Source organism: Paracoccus sp. PAR01 (genome assembly GCF_014851995.1).
Classification (GTDB): Bacteria; Pseudomonadota; Alphaproteobacteria; order Rhodobacterales; family Rhodobacteraceae; genus Paracoccus; species Paracoccus litorisediminis.
Window position 1 is genome coordinate 113,382 of sequence record NZ_JACVAW010000006.1, and the last position, 22,256, is coordinate 135,637.

The 22,256-nt window shown below is 65.9% G+C and carries 18 protein-coding genes and 1 pseudogene; 11 read left to right on the forward strand and 8 right to left on the reverse strand.

Annotated elements, in window-relative coordinates; genetic code table 11:
* Positions 1-17 precede the first annotated feature (17 nt).
* The 11 genes and pseudogenes from IB235_RS12090 (at position 18) to IB235_RS12140 (ending at position 12,265) form a co-directional block, all read left to right on the forward strand.
* Complete coding sequence (locus IB235_RS12090) at positions 18-623, forward strand: ABC transporter permease subunit (RefSeq protein ID WP_192336949.1); 606 nt, start codon at positions 18-20, stop codon at positions 621-623.
* A 218-nt stretch (positions 624-841) separates the two neighbouring features.
* Positions 842-1,091 (forward strand): annotated as a pseudogene (locus tag IB235_RS12095) (putrescine ABC transporter permease PotI); the annotation flags it as partial.
* Positions 1,084-2,430 (forward strand): FAD-binding oxidoreductase, encoded by a 1,347-nt coding sequence (locus IB235_RS12100; protein ID WP_225612250.1) that lies wholly within the window; start codon positions 1,084-1,086, stop codon positions 2,428-2,430. The pseudogene IB235_RS12095 and the gene IB235_RS12100, both read left to right, overlap by 8 nt.
* Positions 2,431-3,550: 1,120 nt before the next feature.
* A complete protein-coding gene (locus tag IB235_RS25855; RefSeq protein WP_370576883.1) occupies positions 3,551-3,757 on the forward strand; it encodes a tripartite tricarboxylate transporter permease in 207 nt (68 codons plus the stop codon).
* A 321-nt stretch (positions 3,758-4,078) separates the two neighbouring features.
* Entirely contained in the window at positions 4,079-4,366 is a 288-nt protein-coding gene (locus IB235_RS12110; RefSeq protein WP_192336950.1) for a hypothetical protein, read from the forward strand.
* Between the two features lie 107 nt (positions 4,367-4,473).
* Positions 4,474-4,560: a K(+)-transporting ATPase subunit F gene (gene kdpF / locus IB235_RS25860; protein ID WP_155041021.1), complete on the forward strand. Its 87-nt coding sequence runs from the start codon at positions 4,474-4,476 to the stop codon at positions 4,558-4,560.
* 9 nt (positions 4,561-4,569) lie between these two features.
* Positions 4,570-6,234, forward strand: a complete 1,665-nt coding sequence (kdpA, locus tag IB235_RS12120) for a potassium-transporting ATPase subunit KdpA (RefSeq protein WP_192336951.1) — start codon at positions 4,570-4,572, stop codon at positions 6,232-6,234.
* 24 nt (positions 6,235-6,258) lie between these two features.
* Complete coding sequence (gene kdpB / locus IB235_RS12125; protein ID WP_225612251.1) at positions 6,259-8,301, forward strand: potassium-transporting ATPase subunit KdpB; 2,043 nt, start codon at positions 6,259-6,261, stop codon at positions 8,299-8,301.
* Positions 8,302-8,313: 12 nt separating this feature from the next.
* Positions 8,314-8,892: a potassium-transporting ATPase subunit KdpC gene (gene kdpC / locus IB235_RS12130; RefSeq protein WP_192336953.1), complete on the forward strand. Its 579-nt coding sequence runs from the start codon at positions 8,314-8,316 to the stop codon at positions 8,890-8,892.
* A gap of 8 nt (positions 8,893-8,900) precedes the next feature.
* Positions 8,901-11,588 (forward strand): sensor histidine kinase KdpD, encoded by a 2,688-nt coding sequence (locus IB235_RS12135; protein WP_192336954.1) that lies wholly within the window; start codon positions 8,901-8,903, stop codon positions 11,586-11,588.
* A complete protein-coding gene (locus tag IB235_RS12140) occupies positions 11,585-12,265 on the forward strand; it encodes a response regulator (RefSeq protein ID WP_192336955.1) in 681 nt (226 codons plus the stop codon). The genes IB235_RS12135 and IB235_RS12140 overlap by 4 nt, the downstream gene beginning before the upstream one ends.
* A gap of 24 nt (positions 12,266-12,289) precedes the next feature.
* Here IB235_RS12140 and IB235_RS12145 read toward each other — a convergent pair whose 3' ends face one another.
* The 8 genes from IB235_RS12145 to IB235_RS12180 form a co-directional block, all read right to left on the reverse strand.
* Entirely contained in the window at positions 12,290-12,631 is a 342-nt protein-coding gene (locus tag IB235_RS12145) for a zinc ribbon domain-containing protein YjdM (RefSeq protein WP_192336956.1), read from the reverse strand.
* 85 nt (positions 12,632-12,716) lie between these two features.
* Complete coding sequence (locus IB235_RS12150; protein ID WP_192336957.1) at positions 12,717-15,701, reverse strand: adenylate/guanylate cyclase domain-containing protein; 2,985 nt, start codon at positions 15,699-15,701, stop codon at positions 12,717-12,719.
* A gap of 229 nt (positions 15,702-15,930) precedes the next feature.
* A complete protein-coding gene (locus IB235_RS12155; protein ID WP_155040989.1) occupies positions 15,931-17,238 on the reverse strand; it encodes a CitMHS family transporter in 1,308 nt (435 codons plus the stop codon).
* 91 nt (positions 17,239-17,329) lie between these two features.
* Positions 17,330-18,322, reverse strand: a complete 993-nt coding sequence (locus IB235_RS12160; RefSeq protein WP_192336958.1) for a tripartite tricarboxylate transporter substrate binding protein — start codon at positions 18,320-18,322, stop codon at positions 17,330-17,332.
* Positions 18,323-18,407: 85 nt separating this feature from the next.
* Positions 18,408-19,814, reverse strand: coding sequence for a sensor histidine kinase (locus IB235_RS12165; RefSeq protein ID WP_192336959.1), 1,407 nt, complete (start codon positions 19,812-19,814; stop codon positions 18,408-18,410).
* A complete protein-coding gene (locus IB235_RS12170; RefSeq protein ID WP_155040987.1) occupies positions 19,801-20,475 on the reverse strand; it encodes a response regulator in 675 nt (224 codons plus the stop codon). The genes IB235_RS12165 and IB235_RS12170 overlap by 14 nt, the downstream gene beginning before the upstream one ends.
* Positions 20,476-20,626: 151 nt before the next feature.
* Complete coding sequence (locus IB235_RS12175) at positions 20,627-21,208, reverse strand: hypothetical protein (protein ID WP_192337031.1); 582 nt, start codon at positions 21,206-21,208, stop codon at positions 20,627-20,629.
* Positions 21,205-21,972, reverse strand: a complete 768-nt coding sequence (locus tag IB235_RS12180; protein WP_192336960.1) for a DUF2092 domain-containing protein — start codon at positions 21,970-21,972, stop codon at positions 21,205-21,207. Before IB235_RS12180 ends, IB235_RS12175 begins: the two co-directional genes overlap by 4 nt.
* Positions 21,973-22,256: the final 284 nt, after the last annotated feature.

The following is a 22,256-nucleotide window of genomic DNA, read 5'->3' on the forward strand; positions in this document are numbered from 1 at the left end:
GATGTTGGAGCAGTGGCATGAACCTGCGCCGCACCGTCCTGATCGCCATTGCCTTTGTCTGGCCGCTGTTTTTTGTTCGTGATGCCCTTCCTGATCCCGATCGAAATTTCGCTGTCGGTGATGACGACCGCGTCCGCCCTATCAGTCGGTCCTCGATCTTTCGGGGGCTGGCAGTAGGTCAAACATGCCCTGTTGCAGATAAGCATCGACAATTCCGGCTTTCTCGCCAGCGACGAAATTTATTGGAAGGCGTATCTGCCCAGCGTCCGCACGGCCTTCATCGCGACGGCGCTGACGCTGCTGGTAGACTATGCCTTGGCGCGCAGCCCGGCGCGCTGGCGCAAGCTGCAGCCTATCCTGATCGTCCTGTCCTTTCGGACCTCGCTCCTGACCCGTCCAAATCAGGAGTTGCGCTAGCCTGTCCGCTTTGCGCCACGATGGAAAAGCTGGACGACGTGCTGATCGAGGCTGCGCAGGATCTGGGCTGTTCGTGGTTCAAGGCGTTCTGGCTGGTCACCGTGCCGATGTCGCGGCCCGGCATCATCGCGGCCTGCTTTCTGGTTTTCGTCCCGGTCATCTGCGATTTCATCGTCCCGATGCTACTGAGCCGTTCTCGACCCTGACGATCGCAAGGTGCTGTCTGAAGAATTTTTGCCGATCGAAACTGGCCGGTCGCCTTGGCGGTTGCGGTGATCCTGCTGGTCCAGCGCAGCCAACAAGACAAGTAACTACCCCCATGAGTCGACAACGCAGCTGGTTTAACCTGACCTCAATCGCGCTTGGTATCCCGTTTCCGGATCTGCCAATGCTGATCATGATCATTTACAGCTTCAACGACTCGCGGCTGGTGACCCTGCCGATAATTGCGCCAGCGCTGATCTCGGGGCTGGCGACTGGCGCTTTCCATGTCGCTGAACGATCTGGTGGGCGCGGTGCGAATTTTCCCGTTGGTCCGCACGGGGGCCTCGCCCCAGGTCAATGCGTTGTCGACGATCATCATTGCCCTTGTCACGCTGGGCGGCATATCAGCCTCGCGGGTCACGCGCCGTGGCACGGCCCGCACCCACCGGATAGGAGGCAACCATGACTGAACCCCGCCTGCGCCCCATCTATGAGGACGCAGCCTATGCCTCGGAATCGCTCTCTGGCTGCTGGTGGGCGGAAACCTGTCCTGACCTGCCGAGCACCCCGCTAAGCGGCGAACAACGGGCCGAATTCGCGGTGATCGGCGCAGGCTTCACCGGCCTCTCGGCGGCCCTGCATCTGGCGCGCTCCGGGGCGGATGTCGCGGTGCTGGACCTGCACCGGCCCGGCTGGGGCGCATCCGGCCGCAATGGCGGCTTCTGCTGTCTTGGCGGGGCCAAGGCCGATGGCGCGACACTGGCGCGGCGCTATGGCGAGGACCAGCGTTTGGCCTTTCGCCGGACCGAGCGCCGCGCGATCGAATTCGTTTCCGACCGCATCGACGAGCTGGGGCTGGATGTCGATCGCCAGTCCCCGGGCGGAGAGATCCAGCTGGCCCATTCCCGCGCAGCCTTCCGCGCCATGCAGGCCGAGCAGGCTCAGACCGTCGCCGATTACAGCATCACCCCCCAGTTGCTGACCCCCGACGATCTGCGCGCGCAGGGGCTGAACGTGGCGGGCATGCAGGGCGGGCTGGCATTGCCGATCGGATTTGGCTTGAACCCGCGCAAATACGTGCTGGGGCTGGCGCGCGCCGCCACCCAGCAATCGATCCGGCTGCATGGAGAAAGCCCGGTCCTGTCCCATGAATACCGGGACGGCTGGCATGTGCTGGTGACGCCGCAAGGCAGACTGCTGGCTCGCAACCTGATCGTCGCCACGAATGGCTACAGCGCCGAGAACATCCCCGAATGGATCGCCGGGCGCATCCTTCCGGTGCAATCCAGCATCGTCGTGACCCGCCCGCTGACTGAGGCCGAACGTCAGGCCCAGAACTGGACCACCGACAGCATGGCCTATGACAGCCGCAACCTGCTGCATTATTTCCGCCTGCTGCCGGACGGGCGGATGCTGTTCGGGATGCGCGGCGCGGTGCGCTGGACGGCAGCCTCGCAGGCCGCGATCCTCGACCGCACCCGCCGGCATTTCCGCGCCCTGTTCCCGGAATGGCGCCATGTCACCTTCACCCATGGCTGGAGCGGCCTTGTCGCCATGACCCGCGATCTGGTGCCCTTTGTGGGCCAGATGGGCAACCTGCCACGCGCCCATGCCGCCTTTGCCTGGCATGGCAATGGCGTCGCGATGGGCAGCTGGTGCGGCGAGCAGGTCGCCCGCATGGCCTTGGGCAAGACGCACGAACTGCCCGCCTTCATGTCCGTTCAGCCACGGCGCTTTCCGTTGGCAGGATGGCGGCGCGGGTTCCTTTATCCGGCCTATCTGGCCTATGGGATCAAGGACAGGGGCTAGCGCCCTGCCCCTGCAATGCCCTCTGCCAACCGCGCCGCAGCAAGTGGCGCGGTTTAAGCAAGGTACACCAACGACGGGGAAATATTGCTTCCTGTTCAAGGGCCAATGCTGGTGGCCACCTTGCTGGCTTTGGCCAGAGTTTCATCGGCGCAGGCCGAAGGCGAAACTATCTCGGCCTTGCCCTGAAATCCGGCATGTGATCGCCGGGTTCAGCCAGAACCACCACAGCCCGCGCCTGAGGCGCTGTGTCGAATACAACTCCAACGGCCTCAATGCCGGCGTGGTCTTCGCAGATCGACCGCTTCGAATATGGGCTGAAGGGCGATGCCCAGACAGACCTTCGCCTTGGCTAGCGCGGCGAACTGGGCAGGCTTTCCTATTATTTATTACGCCTTTTCCGACCGAGTCTCAGCAGGGATCAAGCTCCGCTCGGCCTAGGGCGGTATCTACGCACATGAACAGCAGTCCGACCCATTCCCGTCTAAACCTGACAAGCAGGCCAGCCTGACGCCAAGTTCGCCGATGGCATCATGACCGCCGGTCTGAGGTGACACCGATCTTAGCGCGCTCATCCACAAGTAAACACGGCCCCATGACCATGCCTTGGACGACCACCGCCGCCATGACTGAACCACACTCCAAGCAAGTTCGGTGCCCATGATGAGGATGACGTGCGCTGGGTGGTTTCGCTCGGGGCCGATCCCGGCGCGGTCATTCTGGGACCCGCGGCACCATAGGCAGTCAGGACTGGATGAAGGCGGTGATGACCGCGCTTGAGCGCTATCTACTGTCCCGTCAGGGCCGCACCGGGGTGGCGCTGTCGCTGACGGCCCGGACCTCGGTCTGGGTTCGATGCTGGCAACGGTAGGGATCGTGCTGGCAGCACCTGTCCTGTCGAAATAGGCGCTGGCCTTTGGCCCGATGGAATATGTCGCGCTGATGGTCTTTGCCTTTGCCTGCCTGACCGGATTGCTGGCCGATCAGCCGGTCAAGGCATTGCTGGCGACCGGCATCGGTCTTGCCATGGTCGAAGCGGCCAACAACTCGGCGTCGAATTCGAACTTCGTCCCGATGCTGACCCTGGGCATTCCCTACCGGGGGCCACGGCGATCATGCAGGGGTGCTGACGCTGTACAATTTGACGCCGGGGTCAACGCTGTTCACCACGCAGCCCGATCTGGTCTGCTGCCTGATCGCGTCGCTGTTCATCGGCAATGTCATATTGCTGGCGATGAGTATCCCGCTGGTCGGGGGTATTCGCCCGGATGCTGCCAGTCCCGGCATGGCAACGCTTTCGCGCGCGGCTTTCACAGTCCGGTGCCCATAACGGGCAGGCCGCATTTTAGACCCGCTCGGCAGGGTTCGAGGGGCTATATTTTTCCGGAGCGGCCATGAGCGCCTCGGTACGTCTGGCCGAACCGGGGGCTGATCACCATCGAGGATGTCTGCTTCTTTGTCCGCCAGATCGCCAATGCCGGCCTGCCGCTGCCGGTCGATGCCGATATCGGCTACGGCGAGGCCCTGAACGTCTTGGTGATGGTGCCCGTTTCGAGGAGGCAGGCGCCGCTGCTGGCCAACATGACCGAATCCGGCCGCAGCCCGCGCCTGACCGGGGGGCAGATGCAGGAACTGGGCTATCGCATGGATCATGCCGATCTCATCGCTGTGGGCGGCAAACAAGGCGCAGGCGTGGCTTTACACCACGCTGCGCGACCATGACAGCACCGACGCGGTCCTGCCCGAGATGCAGACCCGGACCGAGCTTTACGACAGCATCGGCCATTTCGACTTCGAAGCGCTAGTTGCCAATATCCGAAGAAGCTCTGCCGCGCGGGGACGCATAGCCGCCCGGATTTATACGCGTTTTTTACGCCATCCGCGATCTTCGACATGGCGACTTAACGCCCCTCTGCCCGATCTCTGTGCCATGACATAAGCAGGAGTGCTGCCATGGCAGACATCGTCTATCTGGGACTGGGGATCATCGGCATTGCCGGTTTCGCGGGCGCGCTGCGCCTGATTGAACGGATATGAGGCCCGCCCATGTTCGACCTGATCCTTGGCCTCGCCACTGCGGCGGGGATTTTCGGCTTTCTGGTTCTGGCGCTGCTGCGCCCGGACCGTTTCTGAGGGCCAGCCATGCATGACCTGATGGGATATGCGCTGTTTTGCGCGGCGCTGACAGCGGGGGGATGGGTGCTGGCCCGCTGGATGACCCGCGTCTATGAGGGCGGGCCGAACCCTCTGACAACCGTTCTCGGCCCGGTCGAGCGCGGCATTTATCGGCTGAGCGGCATTGATGCGCAGGTCCAGCAGGGCTGGCGGGGCTATGCGCTGGCGGCGCTGGCCTTCAACCTGCTGGGGTTCGTGCTGCTGTACGGGATCTTGCGATTGCAGCAGTTCCTGCCCCTGAACCCGGACGGGGTCGGCGCGATCAGCCCGGATCTGGCCTTCAACACGGCGGTCAGCTTTGTCACCAACACCAACTGGCAGGCCTATTCCGGCGAGGCACAGCTGAGCTACCTGTCGCAGATGGCCGGGCTGACCGTGCAGAACTTCGTCTCGGCGGCGACGGGGATGGCGGTGGGGTTGGCGGTCATCCGCGGCTTTACCGCACCCAAGGGCGCAGGTCTGGGCAATTTCTGGACCGACATGACACGATCGATTCTGTATGTGCTGCTGCCGCTGTCGATCCTGCTGGCCGTGGCGCTGATCCTGCAGGGCGTGCCGCAGACGCTGCTGGGCGGGGCGCATGTCACCACGCTTGAGGGCGTGCAGCAGATCATCCCGCGCGGACCCGCCGCCAGCCAGATCGCGATCAAGCAACTGGGCACCAATGGCGGCGGCTTCTTTGGCGTGAACTCGACCCATCCGCTGGAAAACCCGACGGTCGCGTCGAATATGCTGCAATGCCTGTCGATCCTGCTGATCCCGGTCGGATTCTGCTTCCTGTTCGGGCGCATGGCGCGCGATGCCCGCCAGGGCTGGGCGATCTATGCCGCCATGGGCGTCATGTTCCTGATCGGCCTGGTCGTGGTCTGGGCCGGAGAGACCGGTGCGGCCAGCCTTGAAGGCAAGGAGATGCGTTTCGGCGCGGCCCTGTCGGCGCTTTGGGGCGTGGTGACCACGGCGGCCTCGAACGGCTCGGTCAATGCGATGCATGACAGCTTCATGCCGCTGTCCGGGCTGGTCGAGATCGTCAACATGGCGATCGGCGAGGTGATCTTTGGCGGGGTCGGAGCCGGGCTTTACGGGATGCTTCTGTATGCCGTGCTGGCGGTGTTCCTTGCCGGGCTGATGGTCGGGCGCACGCCCGAATATCTGGGTCGCAAGATCGAGGCGCGCGAGGTCACGCTGGCGATGCTGGCCTTTCTGTCGATGCCCCTGGGCATCCTGATCGGCGGCGCGATCTCGGTCACGGTGCCGGCGGCCGCAGCCTCGATACAGGAGGCCGGACCGCATGGGCTGTCGGAAACGCTTTACGCCTACAGTTCCGCCGTCGGCAATAACGGCTCGGCCTTTGCGGGCTGGGGGGCAGCGGCGCAATGGCAGACCACGGCGCTGGGGCTGCTGATGATCCTTGGCCGCTTCGCGATCATCCTGCCCATGCTTGCCATCGCCGGATCGCTGATCGCCAAGCGTCAAAGCCCGGTCACGGTCGGCACCTTCCCGACGCATGGCCCCCTATTCGTCACGCTGCTGGTGCTGACCGTGCTGATCCTTGGCGCGCTGACCTTCTTTCCGGTGCTGGCGCTGGGACCCATCGCCGAACACACCGCGCTGGCCATCGGCCAGAGCTTCTGAGCCCATTCCATGAGGACCATCAAGATGTCCACCGAAACCGCCCAGATATCCGCCCAATCGCCCCCTGCCGGGCTATACGGCGCAGCCTTGCGCGCCGCGTTCGTAAAACTTCACCCCCGCGCGCTGATGGGCAATCCGGTGATCTTCGTCACCGCCGTCACCGCCACCCTGACCAGCGCGCTGGCGCTGCGCGATATGGCCATCGGCACGCCCGGCGCGGCGGTCAGCATCCAGATCGCCTTCTGGCTGTGGGTCTGCGTGATCTTTGCCAATTTCGCCGAGGCGCTGGCCGAGGGCCGTGGCAAGGCCCGTGCCGACAGCCTGCGCGCCACCAAGGCGGAAACCACGGTCAAGCTGCTGGCGCATGAGGCCGATCAGGCACCGCGGCTGGTGCCCTCGGGCGCGCTGCGGGCCGGGCAGCTGGTGCTGGTCGAGGCGGGCGATCTGATCCCCACCGATGCCGAGGTGATCCGGGGCGTCGCCTCGGTCGATGAAAGCGCGATTACCGGGGAAAGCGCCCCGGTAATTCGCGAAAGCGGCGGCGACCGCTGCTCGGTGACGGGGGGGACGCGGATCGTCTCGGACAGCCTGATCATCCGCATCACCGCCGAGCCGGGCAAAAGCTTCCTTGACCGGATGATCGCGCTGGTCGAGGGGGCTGAACGCCAGAGGACCCCGAACGAGATCGCGCTGAACATCCTGCTGGCCGGGCTGACGCTGATCTTTCTGATCGTGGTGGTGACACTGGAACCCTTTGCACGCTACTCGGGCATCGTCATCCCGGTCATCACCCTGGCCGCGCTGTTTGTAACGCTGATCCCGACCACGATCGGGGGGCTGCTTTCCGCCATCGGCATCGCGGGCATGGATCGGCTGGTGCGGGCCAATGTCATCGCCAAATCCGGCCGCGCGGTCGAGGCAGCGGGCGATGTCGACATCCTGCTGCTGGACAAAACCGGCACGATCACCTTTGGCAATCGCATGGCCGACGCCTTTGTCCCGGCCCGCGGTACGGATGCGCGCAAGCTGGCGATGGCGGCGTTTCTGGCCTCGCTTTCCGATGACACGCCCGAGGGCAAATCCATCGTCGAGCTGGCCGAAAGGCAGCTGCAGACCGTCACCCGTATCCCCGAGCCAGGCTCGGTCCCGGTGCCGTTTTCGGCGCAGTCGCGGCTGTCGGGGGTGGATTTCGCAGGCATCCGGTTGCGCAAGGGGGCGGTCGACGCGATCGAGCGCTTTACCGGCCAAAGCACCGATCCCGCCCTGCGCGCCCGCGTGGACGAGATTGCGCGTTCCGGCGGCACGCCCCTGCTGGTCGCCGAAAATGACCAGATCCTTGGCGCGATCCACCTGAAGGATGTGATCAAGCCCGGCATGCGCGAACGCTTTGTCGCGCTGCGCGCCATGGGCATCCGCACGGTGATGATCACCGGGGACAACCCGCTGACTGCCGCCGCCATTGCCGCCGAGGCCGGGGTGGACGATTTCCTTGCCGAAGCCACGCCCGAGATGAAGCTGGACTACATCCGCAAGGAACAGGCGGGCGGGCGGCTGGTCGCCATGTGCGGAGACGGCTCGAACGACGCGCCGGCGCTGGCGCAGGCGGATGTGGGCGTCGCCATGAACTCGGGCACGCCTGCCGCCAAGGAGGCCGCGAACCTGATCGATCTGGACAGCGACCCGACCAAGCTGATCGAGGTGGTGATGGTCGGCAAGCAGTTGCTGATCAGCCGGGGCGCGCTGACAACCTTCAGCATCGCCAATGACGTGGCCAAGTATTTCGCCATCCTGCCCGCGATCTTTGTGGCCGCCTATCCGGGGCTTGGGGTGCTGAACGTCATGGGCCTGTCCAGCCCGCAAAGCGCCATCCTCTCGGCGGTGATCTTCAACGCGCTGATCATCGTGGCCCTGATCCCGCTGGCGCTGCGCGGGGTCGCATACCAGCCTGCCAGCGCTGCGGCATTGCTGCGCCGGAACCTGACCATCTATGGCCTTGGCGGCATCGTCGCGCCCTTCATCGGCATCAAGCTGATCGACATGGGCGTGACCGCGCTGGGGCTGGCATAGGAGTTGCCCATCATGCTCAACCAGATCCGCCCCGCCGCGACCATGCTGGTCGCCATGACCCTGCTGACCGGGCTGGCCTATCCGCTGGCGATGACCGGGTTGGCGCGGGTAATCGCGCCCGACCTGTCGCAAGCCAGCATCATCCTGCGCGACGGCCAGCCCATCGGCTCGGCGCTGGTCGCGCAGCCCTTTGCCGGGGCAGGCTATCTGCACCCGCGCCCCTCGGCGGTCGATTACGCGACCATGCCCAGCGGGGCTTCGAACCTGTCGTCCGGCTCGGCGGAGCTGGCGCGGCAGATCGCTGAACGCCGGGCCGCCTATCAGGCGACGAATGGCGCGCCCGCGCCGGTGGATGCGGTGACGGCCTCGGGCTCGGGGCTGGACCCCGAGATATCGGTGGCGAATGCGACGGCGCAGGCGATCCGCATCGCCAAGGCGCGCGGGGTCGATCCCGACGCCGTGCAGGCGGTCATCGCAGGTCACGTCACCCAGCCGCTTTGGGGGCTTTACGGCGAGGCGCGCGTCAATGTGCTGCTGACCAACCTCGCGCTTGACGAGGCGATGCCGATGACGCCCTCTGGCGGCAACTGAGGACGCCCATGCCCGAACCGCGCCGCCCCGAACCCGAGGCCCTGTTGCCCGAAGCCCGCCGTGAAAACCGCGGGCGGCTCAAGGTCTTTCTGGGCGCGGCGCCGGGCGTGGGCAAGACCTATGCCATGCTGGAAGCCGCCCGGTCCCGGCTGGCCGAGGGTCAGCATGTTCTGGTCGGCGTGGCCGAGACCCATGGCCGCGCCGAGACCGAGGCCCTGCTGCGCGATCTGACCGTGCTGCCCCGCCGCCGTGTGCTGCATGGTGGGCGCATCCTGCAGGAAATGGACGTGGACGCGTTGATCGCCGCCCGTCCCGACATTGCCCTGATCGATGAGCTGGCCCATTCCAACCTGTCGGGCGGACGTCACGACAAGCGCTGGCAGGATGTCGAGGACGTGCTGGCCGCCGGGATCGATGTCTATACCACCCTGAACGTCCAGCATGTCGAAACGCTGAACGACACTGTTGCCCGCATCACCGGCATCCGCGTGCGCGAGACCGTGCCCGACCGCGTTCTGGAAATGGCCGACCAGATCGAACTGATCGACCTGCCCCCGGATGAGCTGATCGAGCGCCTGCGCGCGGGCAAGGTCTATGTGCAGGATCAGGCGGCGCGGGCGGTGGCGAATTTCTTTGCCAAGGGCAACCTGACCGCGCTGCGCGAACTGGCCATGCGCACTGCCGCCGACCGGGTGGACGCGCAATTGCAGGAACACATGGCCGCCAATGCCATCGAAGGCCCCTGGCCCACGCAGGAGCGCATCCTTGTCCTGCTGCCCGAAGGCGCCGCCGGGCGCGACGCGATCCGCATCGGCAAGCGCTCGGCCGACCGGGCGCGGACGGAATGGTTCGTGCTGGCCCTGACCAGCCTGCGCGCCGAGGAAGCCGCCCGGCGCGAGGCATCCGACACGCCCGGCGCGGCACTGCGGCTGGCCGAGCGGCTGGGTGCGGACAATTCCGTGCTGCAGGTCGAAGGCGACGCCGCCGCCGAGGTGCTGGATTTTGCCCGCCGCCTGAATATCCGCCGCATCATCCTGCCGCGCCCGCCCGCACGGAACCGGCTGGCACGGCTGATCCCCACCGCGCATGAGCGGCTGGCAAATGGCCTGACCCGGATGGCCACCGAATACGAACTGACGCTGGTTGGCGACGATGGCCGTCCGGCGCGTCATCGCCGCAGCGCGCCCGCGCTGGCCCTGCCCCAGATCCTGCGCCTTGCCGCCGTGGTCGTAGCCACGGTGGCGGGGGTCAGCCTGATTGCGGCGGCGGCGGACCGGCTGATCCCGGTCCTCAGCCTGTCGCTGATCTACATGACGGCGGTCGTGGCCGTCGCCTCGCGCTTTGGGCTGTGGCCTTCGGTGGCGACGGCAGGCCTCAGCTTTCTGGCCTATAACTTCCTGTTCACCCCGCCGCGCTTTACCCTGACAATCTGGGATCAGGGCCAGTTCCTGACGCTGGTGCTGTTCCTTGTCGCCTCGATCCTGACCGGCAACCTTGCCGCGCGGCTGCGCGGACGGGTGATCGCGCAGCGCGCCATCGCGGACCGCACGCGCAAGCTTTACGACTTCTCGCGCAAGGCGGCGGCGGCGGCGGGCTTTGACGACGTGGTCTGGGCGGCCGTCAGCCATGTCGCCACCGTGCTTGAGGCGGAATCGATCCTGCTGGTGCCCGACGGCAATGGTCAGCTGGCCATCGCCGGGGCCTTCCCCCCCGAGGACCGTCTGGCCCCGCGCGAAATGTCCGCCGCCCGCTACGCCTATGAACATGGCGAGCCTGCCGGGCGCGGCTCGGCCACGCTGCCCGCTTCGCGCTGGCTGTTCCTGCCGTTGGGTCAGGCCGAACGCCGCATCGGCACATTGGGCATCGCGCATGAAGACGGGCGCGAGCCCGATCCCGGCGACCGTCGCCTGCTGGAGGCCCTTGCCGATCAGGTCGCGCTGGCGCTGGAGCGTATCCGCCTGTCCGAGGATCTGGCCCAGACCCGCGTCGCCAGCGAGGCCGAGCGGCTGCGCACCGCGCTGCTTTCATCGGTCAGTCATGACCTGCGCACGCCGCTGGTCTCGATCCTTGGGGCGGCGGGCGGGCTGGACCAGCCAGGGTTGGACGAGACGGGCCGCGACATCCTGATCGACACCATCCGCGAGGAAGGCGAGCGGCTGGATCGCTACATCCAGAACCTGCTGGACATGACCCGGCTGGGCCATGGCGCGCTGCGGCTGAACCTTTCCCCCAGCGATCTGCGCGAATTGGTCGGCGCCGCCCGTCACCGCCTGCGCGGCCCGCTGAAGGGCCATCCGGTCGAGGTACTGGTCCCCGAGGACATGGCCCCCGCCGCCATCGACCCGATCCTGATCGAACAGGTTCTGGTCAATATCCTCGACAATGCCCGCAAATATTCCGGCCCCGGCACGCCGATCCGCGTCACCGCCCGCAGCCAGGGCGACCACGCCGTCCTTGCAATCGAGGATGAGGGGCCGGGCCTGCCGCCGGGCTCTGCCGCGCTGGCCTTCGACATGTTCTGGCGCGCTGGACAGGGCGATGGCGGACAGGTCGGCACCGGGCTTGGCCTTGCCATCTGCAAGGGAATCGTCGAAGCCCATGGCGGCACGATTGCCGCCGAACCCGTTCACCCGGATGGGCGTGGCACCCGCATCGTGATGACCCTGCCCTTTGCCGCCTCGGAGCGCCCCGCATGACCGCCCGCATCCTGATCGTCGAGGACGAGACGCCGATCCGCCGCTTCCTGCGCGTCGCGCTGGAGGCCGAGGGCTGGCTGGTCTCGGAAGCCGCCTCGGCGCATGAAGGGGTGGCGCTGGCCGCACGCGAAGTTCCCGCCGCCATCGTGCTGGATCTGGGCCTGCCGGATGCGGATGGGATCACCGTGCTGAAGCGGGTGCGGGAATGGTCCTCGGTCCCGGTGCTGGTCCTGTCGGTGCGCAGCGACGAGGCCGGCAAGATCGCCGCGCTGGACGCGGGCGCGCAGGATTACGTGACCAAGCCCTTTTCGACCGGAGAGCTGCTGGCCCGGCTGCGCGGGTTGCTGCGCGACCGCGCGTCCGAAGGCGGCGCGGCCCGGCTGGAACTGGGCCCGCTGGCCATCGACGCCGAGGACCACCGCGCCAGTCTGGACGGTCAGGACCTGAAGCTGACCCGCAAGGAATTCGACCTGCTGTGGCTGCTGGCCAGCCATGCCGGGCGGCTGGTCACGCAAGAGATGCTTCTGAAAGCGATCTGGGGTCCAGCCCATGCCGAGGACAGCCAGTATCTGCGCGTCTATATCCGTCACCTGCGCGCGAAGCTGGGTGACGACGCCGCCGACCCGCGCTGGATCTTCACCGAGCCGGGCGTGGGCTACCGGCTGGCCGAACGCTAGGCGCTCGGCCCATGCAGGCACGTCCTAGTCGGTGACCTTCTTGACGAATTGCGACTTGAGGCCGATCGGCCCGACGCCGGGGATCTTGCAATCGATGTCGTGATCGCCGCCGACCACACGGATGCCGCGCACCTTGGTCCCGACCTTGATCACGCTGGACGAGCCCTTCAGCTTCAGATCCTTGATCACCGTGACCGTATCGCCATCGGCCAGCAGATTGCCGACGCTGTCGCGCACCTCAAACCCGGATTCCGCCGCAGCCTCGGGCGACCACTCATGGCCACATTCCGGGCAGGTCAGCAGGGCATCCACCTGATAGGTATAGGTGGAACGACATTCGGGGCACGGCGGAAGGATATCGGTCATGGCCGCAGCTATATCCTGATGCAGGGGCAAACGATAGAGGCTCGCCGCGCGTCACATGGTCGCCATTGCCCGCCTCCGCGCACCGTCACGGCGAAAGCTCCGCCCTTCGCAGTTCCGGGATGTCGGCGCCGGGTGGCAGTGCCGCCAGCGCCGAGGTCAGCAGGTTCGCGGGGCTGCCAAGATCGATCAGGTCCAGCGCGGCGCGCACCTGCCACAGGATCGCGCCCTGCTCTTGCGACAGGGAATAGGCCTGATGCAGGGTCAGGAGGGCCTCGTCTTGCTGCTGGGCCTGACGCTGCAGCATCGCCCGCAGGCGCAGGGTCTCGGATTGCCAGCACCACAGGCGCGAGCGGTTCCCGTCCGAGACGGCTTGTTCGGCCAGTATCTCGGCCGCGGCGGTATCGCCGCCTCGGGCCAGCGCCATGGCCAGATGCATCTTGAAATAGGGGATGCCGATCAACGCGCCGATGGTCTCGAGCGTGGCGATGGTGCGGGCGAAGTCCGCGCAGCCCTCGGCATCCGCGCTCTGGGTCGGATCGATGACATGTTGCCAGCAGCGCGCAATGACCTGCCAGAAGGCCTGACCCTGTTCGCGTGCGATGACGATGCCGCGTTCCAGACGTTGCAGCGCCTCATCGCTGCGCCCGGCATGAAACAGCGGGACCGCGCCCCAGACCAGCGCATAGGGCTGCATGACGGGAATGTTCAGCGCCCGCTGATGGGCGTCGGTCTCGGCCATCAGGGCATCCAGACGGTGGCCTTCGCCGCAGATGACGCGGGCGGGAACCTCGAACATCTGCGCGGCGGCGAAACAGTCCATGCCGAAATCGACGATCATCGGGGCGTGGCGGCGGATGTCATAGATCGCCCGGATCTGCTCCATGCGGCGGAACTGGGCGGGAAATTCTCCGCTGTAGAAATGCCCGCAATTGGCGGCGGTATGGGCGGCCAGCAGATAGGTTTCGCGCAGCGGGCCGCGTTCGGCCTGCGCGCCGGTTTCAAGGAAGGTGCAAAGCTGGTCGGCACGGGGCCGGTCGCCCGCAATGATGGCATGGGAATAGCTGCCGAAAAGCGCGGCGGCAGCGCTGGCCGGCATCCCGGTTGCGCCGCGGGCAAGGTTCAGCACGGCATCGAAGGCCTCGCGGACCGGCGCGGCGGCATAGCCCTGCATCTGCATCAGCACCGATCCCAGCGCGGTCTGCGCCGACATTTCCAGCAGATCGGCCCCCGGTCCTGCAGCCCCCTGATGGCACATGCGCAATGCGGATCGCAGATGCGCCTCGGCATCGGTAAATGCGCCTTGCAGCATGGCCGCGCGCCCGGCAGCGATATAGTCCTGCGCCGCTGGCAGAAACTGCCGGGCGCGGTCGCGATGGCTGGCGCGAAGGGCCGGGCTGTTTCCGGGCAGATCGGCGCATTCGCCCTGCAGCAGGTCGGCGACGCGGGCATGCAGCCCCTCGAGCGTGGCCCGCAGCATCTGGCGGTAGCTGGCCTGATGCAGCAGGGCGTGAACAAAGCGCCAGCCGTCATCGCCCAGATGTTCGACAATGCCCATCGCGCTGGCGCGTTCCAGCATCTCGGGGCAATCCGCCGCCGGGGCGGCCAGCGCCTTGAGCAGCCGCAACGAGAAGCCCCGGCCGATGATCGCGGCCTGCATCAGCAGCCCCCGCGCCGGGCCCGCCGCATCGATCCGTGCGGTCAGCAGGTCCTCAAGCGTGGCGGGCAAGGCATCGCTGCCCGGATGATCCAGCCGATGGATCAGCAACTGTTCCAGAAACAGCGGCACGCCGCCGGCATGGCGGATCAGGCGGTTCTGCTCGGCACCATCCAGACCCGCGCCGCCCGCCAGCTCCATGAACTTCCGGGCATCTGATGCGGCCAGCGGCGCAAGCTCCAGATGCATGATCTGCCGGTCCTGCAGGAACTCTGCGGCGCTTTCCGGATCGCGGCTGGTCAGCAGGATGCCGCGCTGGTCGCCATTCAGCTCAAGCACACGGCGCAGGGTGTCAAGGCTGGCCCGGTCGAACCAGTGCAGGTCCTCAAAGACCAGCACCCCGCCTGCGGGCACGGCCATCAGGACGGTGTGGGCAATCGCGTCCTCGATCCGCTGGCGCAAGGCGAGCTGCGCGAAACGCGCCACCAGCGCCTGCCCCTGCGGCAGGTCAAGCGTCAGCGCCAGGGCCAGCTGATCATCCGGCACAAGATTGGGGAATGTGCCGCATAGCAGCGCGAAATCGCTGGATTCACTGCCCATCCGCGACCTGAGCCATTGTCGGAACGGATGCTGGCTTTCGGATCGCTTCAGCGCATCCGCTGCAAAGATCACATGCGAGGGCGCGGTCTCGATCACGCTGTTCACCAGCGCCGATTTGCCGATCCCGGCCTCGCCGGTCACAAGGCAGGGCCGGTCGAGATTGCGCAGACAGGCGCGTTCGGCCTGCCTGCCGACAAAGGTCCGGCCGACCCGCAAGGCATGGGGAGTGGCGCTCAGCTCCACCGAATAGGCTTCATATTCGCCCTCGAAGCCCTTCAGATGCAGACCCTTGCGCGGGGTCAACCGGCGATCGCGGCAAAGCGCGGCGGTGCGGGCGCAGACCAGCACCTCACCCGGTGCCGCCGCTGCCTGCAAACGCTGCGCCAGCGTCGTGACCAATCCGGTCAGCCGGGGCAGCGACTGGCGCGCCACCAAGGGGGGCACGGGCCTGATCGCGACCTCACCGGTAGCGATTCCGCCGCGCAGGGCGACCGGATCGGAGCCCGCCACACCGGGCATCGGCGAGGCCACGATGCGGGCGGCGGCCTCGATCGCGCGCAGGGCCTGAAACTCATCGGCATGGCCCAGACCGAAAATGGCCACGATGCCGTCACCCAGAAACTCGGTCACCTCGCCGCCCGCAGCCGCGACGATCTGCTGGGTACGGCGATAGAAGTCGTCCAGCCAGGTCTGCAGGTCTTCGGCATCGGCACGCGCGGCCAGGCTGCTGAAGCCGACCAGATCCACGAATATCGCGGTCACCTGCCGCCGCTCTCCCAAGGGAAGAGCCGCATGCCCGCCCTTGGATACTGGCATACAACCTCCTGAGCATTCAGACTTTATTTCACATAAGTTCTATTTGTCTGTAGCACCCGGAGCCTGCCGCTGTCGAATGGATTTGATAAGGTCCACGCAGTGCCGAAAGCCAAGCGCGCGGTGGCTTTTTCATGGCTATCTGCAGGCCCATCGCCGATTGCTGCGTGGGCAAGTTCGGCAGGTTGTTAACATGGACGCGGGCGGCGCCGGGCCGCCCGCGTCCTTTCGCTCAGCCCAGCGGCAATGCGCCGGTGATGATCGCGCCGACCAGCATGACGCAGGCCAGAAGCACCGACCATTTCAGGGTAAAGCGCTGATGCGCGCCGAATTCGACCTTGGCGAGGCCGGTCAGCACATAGGCTGCCGGAACCAGCGGGCTCAGCATATGCACCGGCTGGCCGATCAGCGACGCGCGGGCGATCACCTCGGGCGGGATGCCGTAATGCGAGGCTGCCTCGGCCAGAACCGGCACCACGCCGAAATAGAAGGCGTCATTGGACAGGAAGAAGGTGAAGGGGGCCGACAGCACGGCGGTAATCAGCGGGATATAGCTGCCCGCGCTTTCCGGGATCATGGCGACGACGCTTTGCGCCAGCGCCTCGGTCATGCCGGTGCCCATCATGATGCCGGTAAAGGCACCCGCGCCAAAGACCACCGCGACGACGGCCAGAACCGAGCCGGCATGGGCGGCGATACGGTCGCGCTGTTCGTTCACATTGGGGAAGTTCACCAGCATCGCGATGCCAAAGCCCACCATGAAGACCAGCGCCAGCGGCACGACATCCATGACCAGCAGCGTCATCATCCCGGCGGTCAGGATGGCGTTGAAGGCTTGCAGCCAGACGGGGCGCTCGACCACGGCGCGGCTGGCCTCGGCCATCTGGCGTTCGATATCGTCCTTGCCGACCAGCGCGTAATCCAGCGTGCCAAGGCGGCGACGTTCCTGCAGGCCGAAATAGGCGGCAATCGCCAAGGCAGCGGCGCAGGACATGACGATGGCCGGAACCAGCGGCAGGAAGGTCTGGCTGACATCGGTATGCAACGAGGACATGACCCGTGCCGTCGGCCCGCCCCAAGGGGCGACGTTGATGATCGCGTTCGGCATGACGGTCACGGCGGGCAGGATCAGCGGGTTGATCCCCAGCTTCAGATGCAGAGGCATCATCGCCGTCACCACCAGCAGATAGGTGGTAGAGCCGTCACCATCCAGCGAAATGACCATCGACAGCGCACAGGTCCCGACGATGACGCGCAGGGGGTCACCGTGGCAGGTCTTGACGACAAAGCGCACCAGCGGATCGAACAGGCCGACATCGATCATCAGCCCGAAATAGAGGATCGCGAACAGCAGAAGCACCGCAGTCGGGGCGATCTTGCGCAGCCCGTCCATGATCAGGTCGGGAATTTCCGGGCCAAAGCCCGCCAGCGCGGCAAAAATGATCGGGACAAGGATCAGGCCGATCAGTGCCGAGACGCGCCCGGTCATGATGGCGGCCATGAACACGATGATCATGGCATAGGCAAGGAATGTAAGCATGCAGTCTCTCTGTTCACCTGTCGCGGGGACGGTGTTTTGGGTCTTGTTGGGGCGGCGGAAACCGCCCGGATTTACGGGGTTTCGCGGCCGGTCAGGGGGTGCCCAACCGCGCAAGGCGGTCTCGGGCATCCTGCGCCATGCCAAGGATCTCGTCCCTCAGCGCGGCTCCGGTCAGCGGTTGGGGTTGCAAGTGATATCGTCGCAGGATCTGCGCATATTCGGGACTGGCCATGACCCGTTCCAGCCGGGTCTGCCACAAGGCGAAGTCCTGCTCGCTGACCTGCGCACCCATATAGACGCCGCGCATCACCGGCCAATCCAGCGCCAGCCCCTGTTCGCGCGCGGTCGGAATGTCGGACAGCGCACCGGGCAGACGCTGGGGTGCGAAAGCCGCAAGGATGCGCAGAGGCTTGCCGGCATCCATCGCCGTGCGCGTGTCGCCCACGTCATTCATGCAGGCCTGAACAAAACCGGCCAACAGCGCCTCGGTGCAGCTGCCCGCGCCCTCAAAGGCGACGAAGCGCAGCTTGCGGCGGTCGATGCCGCTGAGTTCGGCGGTCATCGCGGCGCGCATCCAGTCCTGCCCGCCGATGGTTCCGCCGCCGCCAAAGGCCACGGATTGCGGGTTATCGCGCGCAGTCGCCAGCAGCGCGGGCAGATCGGCCCAAGGCGCGTCGGCCCGCACGACGATCGCGCCGTAATCCTGCGCGACCTGCGCCAGCCAGCGCACATCACCGATGTCGTGATCGCCGAAACTGCCCCTGACAAGGTTGTAGATCGTGCCCTCGGAAAAGGCGACGAGAGTGCCAGCCTCGGCCGCGCGGGGGCCGGTCATGGCGTTGAAGGCGACCGCGCCCACTCCGCCGGGCAGAAAGCTGCGCTGCATGGGCCGGGGCAGGATTGCCGTCGCGTTCAGCGCCTCGGTGATGACGCGGCAGGTCAGGTCGAAGCCGCCTTCGGGCTGGGCCGGGGCGATGCAGCTGGTCTGATCCTCGGGCGCGGACGCGGTTACAGACTGGGCCTGCACCATGCCGGGCAGCAATGCTGCCAACAGCAGGACCAAGCCAAGCCAACACCTTTTCATCCAGCCACCCCTTATATTTTCCTGGGGAACGCTGCGATTCCCGTCCTCCGGCAGGCGTCATAGCGCCTTGAAGCTGTCAAACAGCTTACAGATCCGTCACGGGAACGGTAAAATCCGCGTTTGCCCGTGATATTTCCAGTTGCACATCCAGCCCGGCACCGTCGCGGTTCTGTGCGATCACGCGCCCGCCATGCGCGCGGGCGACGGATTGGACAAGTGCCAGTCCCAACCCATGCCCGCCGTCGGAACGGAACCTTTCGCCCAGACGGGCCAGCCCCTCGGCGCTCATCCCCGGCCCCTCATCCGTGATGCCAAAACGGATGCTGCCGTCCTGCACGGTCAGGGACAGCTGGATCGTGCCGCCCATCGGCGAATGGCGGATGGCATTGTCCAGAAGGTTGCTCAGCGCCTCATAGATCAGGGTTTCATGGGCGGGGACGGTCAGAGGCGTCTCGGGCAGGTCCAGATCCAGCACCAGCCGCTTGCGCCGCGCCCCTTGCAGATGCAGACGCGCGACCTCGGACAGGATGCGCGCCGGGTCCACCTGATCGCCCGCCTGCCCGATGGCCGTGGCATCGGCACGGGCCAGGGCCAGCATCTGGGCCGTCGTCCGGGCCGAGCGTTCGATGACGCCCCGCATCGCGCGCAGCGTCTCCTCGCGCTCGGCGGGGTCGGCGGTTTGCAACGCATGGTCAAGCTGCATCCGCAAGACGCTGATCGGCGTGCGCAACTGATGCGAGGCGTCATCCAGAAACCGCCGCTGCGCCCCGGCCAGCGCCGCATGACGCAAAAGCAGCGCGTTGAAGCTTTGCACAAGCGGGCGGACCTCGACGGGAAGCTGATCCTCGTCCAGCAGGGACAGGTCGCTTGGATCGCGCCGGTCAAAGCGTTGGCGCAGCCGTTCAAGCGGGCGCAGGGCCGCGCCAAAGCCAAGGATCATCAGCCCAAGGCCAAGACCCGTCACCACCACGTCGCGCCAGTAGGCCGCATTCGCGATACGCTCCAGCGAGGCCTCGCGCGGGGCCGCCGTCTCGGCCACCTCGATGATCACGTCCTGCGCCTGCCCCGCGCCATAGAGCGGCGCGGGCAATGTCGTGCGCAGCGCCCCGATGCGCACGCGCTGATCCAGATATTCCGCGTCAAAGAAATGCGTCTCGTTGGGTTTCAGATCGGGGGGCTGCGGCAAGGCCGCATCGCCGATCTGCACCAGCCCGTCCGCCGAGGTCACGCGGAAATAGACCGTTCCCTTCGAGGTCGTGCGCAGGCTGGCGAAAAGCGCATAGGGCAGATCGACCCCCAATCCGCCGCTTTGCAAAGAGATATTCGCCTCGATCGCGCGCAGCGCCCCGTCCAGCGTCCGGTCATAGGCGCTGTCGGCAAGCTGGCTGACATTGACCTGTGTCAGCCACCAGGACGAGCTAAAGAACAGCAGCACCGTCGGCACCATCCACAAGGCGACGGTGGCCCGCAGCGATACCCTAGTCCGCGGCATCGGCTTCAAGGAAGTAGCCAAGGCCGCGCATGGTCACGATCCGCATGTCCGAACCTTCCAGCTTGCGGCGCAGGCGATAGATCATCACCTCGACGGTTTCGGGATTCATGCTGTCATCCTCGCCGATCAGCCGGTCGAGGATGTAGGTTTTCGACAGCGGCTCGCCATGCCGCATGATCAACAGCCGCAGCACCGCATGTTCCCGAGGGCTGAGCGGCAGGGCATCGCCCCGCAGCCGGAACTGGCGCGTCGCCTGATCATAGCTTAGCGACCCGCAGGCATAATTCCCGGTCGCGCGCCCATGGCTGCGCCGCACCAACGCCACCAGCCGTGCTTCCAGCTCATCCAGCGCAAAGGGCTTGGTCAGGAAGTCGTCGGCCCCGGCATGCAGCAGCGCCACCCGTTCGGACAGATCGTCGCGGGCGGTGGCGACAAGGATCGGGACCGCGCCTCCGGCAGCGCGCAGGCGCGCCAGAACCTCGGCCCCATTCAGGTCGGGCAGGCCCAGATCGAGAATGATGGCGTCGTAATCCTCGGCCAATCCGCGCCGGACGCCGATCAGGCCGCTTTCCTCCCATTCGGCAAAGATGTCGCGGCCGGACAGGGATTTCACCAGCCAGGTCGCCAGATCGGCATCGTCTTCGATCAGCAGGCAGCGCATCGGGTCCCTTTCGCGGCATGGCAACGGTACATGCCGCAAATCAGGATAGCCTGCAACGCGGGTGGCATCAGGCACGGCTCCAGGTACAGCACGGCTGACATTCACCGCGAATGGCGCCTGGAACCGCTATGTCCGGCGAGGCCTCTGCCCGTCAGCGCGGATCGCTGACCGCGACATAGACAAGTTGATGCCCGCTATAGGCGGCCTGCAGCCAGGTATTGCCGCAATGCTTGTACATGTGGTTTCCGACCTGCACATCGGAACAGCCCGACGGGGTACTGCGAATGATGCTGCCGATCGCAAGCGCAGTGGCCGCGCCCCACAGGATATCATCATCATTGTCATGCCAGTATCCGGGCCAGTAAGGGCCGCGGGGGTGATGATGGTCGTGGTGATCGTGGTGGTCATCGTGATGGTCGTCGTGATGGCGCGGCGGTGGCGGCCGGTGATGCGCGTCATGACGCGGTGGCGGCGGCTTGTGCCCTGCAGGCGGATGGGGTTTCGCATGGGGCCCGGCATGTGGCGGTGGCTTGTGATGCGCCGTGCTCGGATGCGCGCCGGGGTGTTTCGGGCGGATCACCACGTGAGTGCCGGGATGGCCCATATGCATCCCGCCGCTGCGACCGCCGTGAAAGCTGCCCCGTGCCTCGGCCGCAGGGGCAAACCCCGCCGCGCCAAGGCTGACCATGACCAATGCCGCGACTCCCCGTCGCGTGTTCAGAAGGACGTTCATTGCTGCGGCTCCGTTTCGTCGTCAGGGGCCAGCTCGGTTTCAAGGAAATCGATCTGCTTGGCGCCTTCGGGCGGCTGATAGGTGAAGATATCGCTGGCGGGCTTGGCCTGCTCATCCCAGGAATAGGTGGCGACAAAGCGGGGCCGCGCGTCGTCCTGACGATCCACGACCGAGATCCGCGCGGGCAGAGATGTGCCATCGGTGCGCAGCCAGACCTCCCAATCCTGATCATCGGTGCGGAAGGCCCAATGGTCGGTTTGCGCACCATTGATCGTGGCGGTGCCGACCTTGAAGGCTTCCTTGATCTGGTCGATCGGCTCGTCCTTGGTTCCCCATTGGAACAGGTCCGCAGCCGGGAAGCTTACCGAATAGGTGTCGGCGGTGTAGTCTAGCACCTCCTTGATCGTCGGCGGCGCGTTTTCGATCTGCGCGTAATAGCCTTCGGTCGGAGAGACATAGCTGACGGTCTTGCCATCATAGTAAAGCTGGCGGTCGATGACATCGGTCTTGAGGTCGATGCGCATGTGATCGGGTCGCTGGACCTGATACTGGACGGTGCCCCCGATCAGCAGCTTCTGATCGTCGTCCAGCACTACTTCCATCTCGGTCTGCGAGGTCAGCGCGAATGTCTGAAGACCGGCAAGATGCGCGCCCATGGCATGCAGCGCCTCGATCGCGGCGGGTTCGATGGGGTCTTGGGCAAATGCTGGTCCCGACAGGGTCGCGGCCAGCAGAAGGGCTGTGATATGGGTCTTATTCCCCATGGTTACCTCGGTTCTAGGTTGTGGCCTAAGGGTAGGGCTGCGGCCCGCTGCAGGAAGGGTTTATGGGGCGAACCATCACAGGGGGCCGACGTCACGAAGGTCTTCATCCAGCCCACCGTTCACACGCCATAGTCCGGCCAAAACGCGCCAAGGGCGGCCTTGTTCCGGCGGGAATGTGCGACAAACGGGCACAGTCAGCAGATTTGGAAGCCGCGTCCGATTGCCCGCTGGCAAGCCCCGATATCCGGGACTACAAGGTTCCTAAACTATCGAACGACGCGGCC